The sequence below is a fragment of the Longimicrobium sp. genome, assembly GCF_036280135.1.
GTDB lineage: Bacteria > Gemmatimonadota > Gemmatimonadetes > Longimicrobiales > Longimicrobiaceae > Longimicrobium.
Genome location: NZ_DASURI010000334.1, coordinates 1 through 5149 on the forward strand (window position 1 = coordinate 1; position 5149 = coordinate 5149).

The 5149-nt window shown below is 70.7% G+C and carries 2 protein-coding genes; both read left to right on the plus strand.

Annotated features, from left to right (window positions below):
- Window positions 1-621 precede the first annotated feature (621 nt).
- Window positions 622-3492 carry a 2-oxoglutarate dehydrogenase E1 component gene (locus VFZ20_RS10535; protein ID WP_329683829.1) on the plus strand — a complete coding sequence of 957 codons (2871 nt, stop codon included), beginning with the start codon at window positions 622-624 and terminating at the stop codon, window positions 3490-3492.
- 138 nt (window positions 3493-3630) lie between these two features.
- Window positions 3631-4917, plus strand: coding sequence for a 2-oxoglutarate dehydrogenase complex dihydrolipoyllysine-residue succinyltransferase (gene odhB / locus VFZ20_RS10540; protein WP_329683830.1), 1287 nt, complete (start codon window positions 3631-3633; stop codon window positions 4915-4917).
- Window positions 4918-5149: the final 232 nt, after the last annotated feature.

A 5149-nucleotide genomic window follows, 5' to 3' on the forward strand; every position in this document is an offset into this window, starting at 1 on the left:
GTCTCGTATCCCAACGCCGCTACGTTTCGCACCAGCTCGGGTGCGAGGTTCAGCTCATCGAATCGCATTCGTTCCTTGGATGTCGTCTGCTGCACGTGGCCCGGGCTTCTCACTTCCGGGTCCGACTGCGTCGCGTGTCTCGTTTATTCGTTCGCGCTTTCTCACGTAAACCCCTGAATTTAATCAAACTTCACGCATTGCGCCACCCGCCGGGACGGAAAACGTGTGGATTCCGCTGATCCGGCGATGATCGGATGCCGCCGCACCGCTTCCGTCCGTTTCCGCAGCCGTCCGTGAACGGTTGCGGCGGATGAGTTTACAAGGATTCGCGGGGATGATCCGCGTCGATCGGCGGATCGCCCCTGGCCGGGCTCCGGATGACTCCGGCCGATGGGTCCGCGCGAGGAGTTCCGGCGGATCCGGGGCGCGGAAGCAGAGGGGTTCGAGGAGATGCCGTTCGCCCGCCGCGCGGTCCGCCGTCTGCATCGCCTTTCAAGGCGCGACGCCCGGCTGGCGGCCCGCAGCCCCGCAGGCTAGCTTGTCCCGGCTCGCCCTCCGCCCTGACGGCGGCAGGGCTTACGGGCGCATCCGCACGCGCGTGCGCCACCACGAGGGTTTGTCATGGCTGAGCTTCGCGAGTTTCACGGCCCCAACGCGGGCTACGTGCTCGACCTGTACGAGCGCTTCACGCGCGATCCCGCGTCCGTGGACGAGGGCTGGCGCGCGTTCCTGTCTTCGCTGACCCCGGCGGACGTGCAGCGGCTGGAAAGCGCCGCCGGCACCCCCGCCGCACCGTCCGCGTCCGCCGCGCCGGCGAACGTGGACTTCGGCAAGGTGTTCGCCGCCCGCGAACTGGGCCGGGCCATCCGCGCCCGGGGCCACACGGCGGCGCGGCTGGACCCCCTGGGCAGCGACCCGCCCGCGGACCCCGTGCTGGAGCCGTCGCGCCACGGGCTTACGGACGCGGACCTGGCCGCGCTCCCCGCGTCGGCCGTGTTTGGCCACGACCCGTCGTCGTCCAGCGCGCTGGACGAGGTGCAGCGCCTGCGCGCCGTGTACATGGGCAGCGTGGGGTACGAGTGGCTGCACCTGCCCAACCCCGACGAGCGCACCTGGCTGCGCGAGGCCATCGAGAGCGGGCGCTACCTGCAGCCCCTGCCGGCGGAGCGCCGCCGCGCGCTGCTGGAGCGGCTGTCGCAGGTGCAGGGCTTCGAGAACTTCCTGCACCGGGCGTTCAACGGGCAAAAGCGCTTTTCCATCGAGGGCACCGACGCCATGGTGCCCATGCTGGACGAGATCATCGCCGAGGCGGCGCAGGCGGGCGCCGGCGACGTGCTCATCGGCATGGCGCACCGCGGGCGGCTCAACGTGCTCGTGAACGTGCTGCGCAAGCCGGCGGAGCTCATCGTGGCCGGCTTCAAGGCCGTGCAGGACAGCCCCAACGACGCCGCCGCGCAGAACTCCGACGAGCCCAGCGGCGACGTGAAGTACCACATGGGCTGGGACGACACGCGCGACGTGGGCGGCCGCAGCGTGCGCGTGCGCCTGTCGCCCAACCCCAGCCACCTGGAGTTCGTGAACCCCGTGGTGGTGGGGATGACGCGCGCCGCGCAGGACGACACGTCGCGCGCCGGCCCGCCGTCCATCGACCACAGCAAGGCCGTGGGCGTGCTCATCCACGGCGACGCGGCGTTCCCGGGCCAGGGGACGGTGGCGGAGACGTTCAACATGCAGGGGCTGCCCGGCTACGCCGTGGGCGGCACGCTGCACATCATCGCCAACAACCAGGTGGGCTTTACCACCGACCCGCAGCAGGGCCGGTCGACCCGCTACTCCAGCGACCTGGCCAAGGGCTTCGAGGTGCCCGTGGTTCACGTGAACGCCGACGACGCCGAGGCGTGCCTGGGCGTGGCCCGGCTGGCGTACGCGTACCGGCGGCGCTGGGGCAAGGACTTCGTCATCGACCTGGTGGGCTACCGCCGCTGGGGCCACAACGAGGGCGACGAGCCGCTCTTTACCCAGCCCGTGATGTACGAGCACATCAAGGGGCACCCCACCGCCCGCGCCGTGTTCGCGCAGAAGCTGGTGGCGGAGGGCGTCGTGTCGAAGGACGAGGCGGACGCGCCCCTGCAGCGGGTGATGGAGGCGCTGGGGCAGGTGCTGGACGGCCTGGGCAAGCCAAAGCCGCACGGCGCGGATGCCGAGCACTCCACCAACGGCAAGGGCGTGGCGGAGACGGCCGTGCCCCGCGAGCGGCTGCTGGAGCTGAACGCGGCCCTGCTGGCGCGGCCGGAGGGCTTTACGCCCAACCCGCGCCTGGACAAGACGCTGCAGCGCCGCGGCGACGCCGGCAACGGCCAGCCCAACATCGACTGGGGCCACGCCGAGGCGCTGGCGTTCGCGTCGCTGCTGTCGGAGGGGCTGCCCATCCGCCTGACAGGCCAGGACGTGGAGCGCGGCACCTTCAGCCATCGCCACGCGGTGCTGCGCGACGCGAAGACGGGAGAGCGGCTCAACGTCTTCTACCACCTGCCGCAGGCCAAGGCGAGCCTGGAGATCCACAACTCGCCGCTGTCGGAGATGGCGGTGGTGGGCTTCGAGTACGGCTACGGCGTGGGCGACAGCCACGCGCTGGTGCTGTGGGAGGCGCAGTTCGGCGACTTCGTGAACGGCGCGCAGGTGATGATCGACCAGTACCTGGCCGCGTCGCACCAGAAGTGGGAGCAGCGCTCTGCGCTCGTGCTGCTGCTTCCCCACGGCTACGAGGGGCAGGGCCCGGAGCACAGCAGCGCGCGCCTGGAGCGGTTCCTTCAGCTGTGCGCGGAGAACAACCTGCGCGTGGCCAACTGCACCACGTCGGCCAACTACTTTCACCTGCTGCGCCGCCAGGCCGCCCTGCTGCACGCCGACCCGCGGCCGCTGGTGGTGATGAGCCCCAAGAGCCTGCTGCGCCATCCGCTGGCGGCGTCCAGCATCGACCAGCTGGCCAGCGGCACCTTTCAGCCCGTGCTGTCGGACCCCAACGCGGCGGACGCGGACGGGGTGACGCGCCTGGTGCTCTGCTCCGGCAAGGTCTACGTGGACCTCGTCGGCAGCACGGAGGACCAGCGGGCGGAGCGGGCGGGCATCGAGCATCGCGAGCGCGTGGCCATTGGCCGGGTGGAGGAGCTGTATCCCTTCCCCGAGGAGGAGATCGGCGCGCTGGTGGCGTCGTATCCCAACCTGCGCGAGGTGGTGTGGGTGCAGGAGGAGCCGCGCAACATGGGCGCGTGGAGCTACATTGCCCCGCGGCTGCAGGAGATGCTGCTGCTTCCCCTGCGCTACGAGGGCCGGCCGGACCGCGCCAGCCCGGCGGAGGGCTACCAGCACCGTCACCTGCGCGAGCAGAACCGCATCGTCATGGCGGCGCTCTCGGGCGCGCCGGCCGTGGACGCGGAGCCGGAGGGGGAGCCGCGCTTCGTGGCCAAGCTCATCGGCAAGCGCAAGCTGTGATGACTGCGAGGGGACAGGGAACAGGGAATCGGGAATCGCCTGCAGCGGCAAACCGCAGTTGCAGGCTGTCCCCTGTAACCCGTAACCTGTAACCCGCTTTTTCTTTTCCGACGACAGACAGCACATCCGGAGCAATACATGGCCGTCGAGATCCGCGTTCCGCCCCTGGGGGAGTCCGTCGTCGAGGCGACGGTGGGCCGGTGGACCAAGAAGGAAGGGGACTCCGTCGCCAAGGACGAGATCCTGGTGGAGCTGGAGACGGACAAGGTGACCGTGGAAGTGGCGGCGCAGCAGGCCGGCACCCTGGGCAAGATCGCCAAGAACGAGGGCGACACCGTGGGCGTCAACGAGCTGCTGGGCACGCTCGAGGCGGGCGCCGCCTCGCCGGCGGACCAGGCCGGGCTCACGGCCTTGGCCAGGTACGAGGAGAAGCCGCAGGCCGAGCAGCCCGTGGCGTCCGCGCCCGCGGGCGAGGCGCAGACGTCGCCCGCCGTGCGCTCGCTGGCGGCGGAGCACAACCTGGACCTGGCCACCATCCGCGGCTCGGGCCCCAACGGGCGCGTGACCAAGGAAGACGTCCTCAAGGTCATCGAGGACGGCCGCGCCCGCGCCGGTGCCCAGCCGCTGGCCGCCGCGCCCGCGCAGCCCGCCGCCCCGTCCGCCCCCGCGCAACCCGCGGCGGCCCAGCCCGCGGCGCAGAAGGCCCCCGCGGCGCCCGCGCAGGCGGGGCGCGAGGAGCGCCAGCGGATGTCGCGCCGTCGGCAGACCATCGCCCGGCGGCTGGTGGAGGCGCAGCAGACCACGGCCAGCCTGACCACCTTCAACGAGGTAGACCTCAAGGCGGTGATGGACCTGCGCAAGGCGCGGCAGGACGAGTTCGTCAAGAAGAACGGCATCAAGCTGGGCTTCATGTCGTTCTTCACCAGGGCGGTGATCGGCGCGCTCAAGCAGTTCCCGCGGCTCAACGCCGAGATCCAGGGCGACGAGATCATCCTCAAGCACCACTACGACATCGGCATCGCCGTGGGCGCCGAGGAGGGGCTGGTGGTGCCCGTGGTGCGCGACGCCGACCGCATGAGCTTCGCGGGGCTGGAGAAGGCGATCGCGGACCTGGGCACGCGCGCGCGTGACGGCAAGCTGTCGCTGGAGGAGCTGCAGGGCGGCACCTTCACCATCACCAACGGCGGCACGTTCGGCTCCATGCTGTCCACGCCGATCCTGAACCCGCCGCAGGTGGGCATCCTGGGGATGCACAACATCGTGGAGCGGCCGGTGGTGGTGAACGGGGAGATCGTCATCCGCCCCATCATGTTCGTGGCGCTCACGTACGACCACCGCATCGTGGACGGCAGCGAGGCGGTCCGCTTCCTGGTGACGGTGAAGCGGATGCTGGAAGATCCGATGCAGATGCTGCTCGAGGGCTGAACGGAAGTGCGGAAGTGCGTCAGTGCGGGAGTGCGGAAGTGCGTCAGTGCGGGAGTGAGCCCGCGCGCGCGCCGCCTTCATCGAGGGAGAGCGAAGGACCCGCCGGCGGACGGCGGGTCCTTCGTCGTTTCGGCCGAGCCCCAGCCTGAGCGGCTGAAGCCGCCGCTGGGACAGCGGTAAGCCCCGTCTCGCGCCGACGCGCTCTGCGAACGAGGCTTCAACCAACCGGAAC

Coding starts and splice junctions, on each gene's coding strand:
- VFZ20_RS10535 (WP_329683829.1), top strand. CDS start 622: ATGGCTGAGCTTCGCGAGTTTCACGGCCCCAACGCGGGCTACGTGCTC.
- odhB (WP_329683830.1), top strand. CDS start 3,631: ATGGCCGTCGAGATCCGCGTTCCGCCCCTGGGGGAGTCCGTCGTCGAG.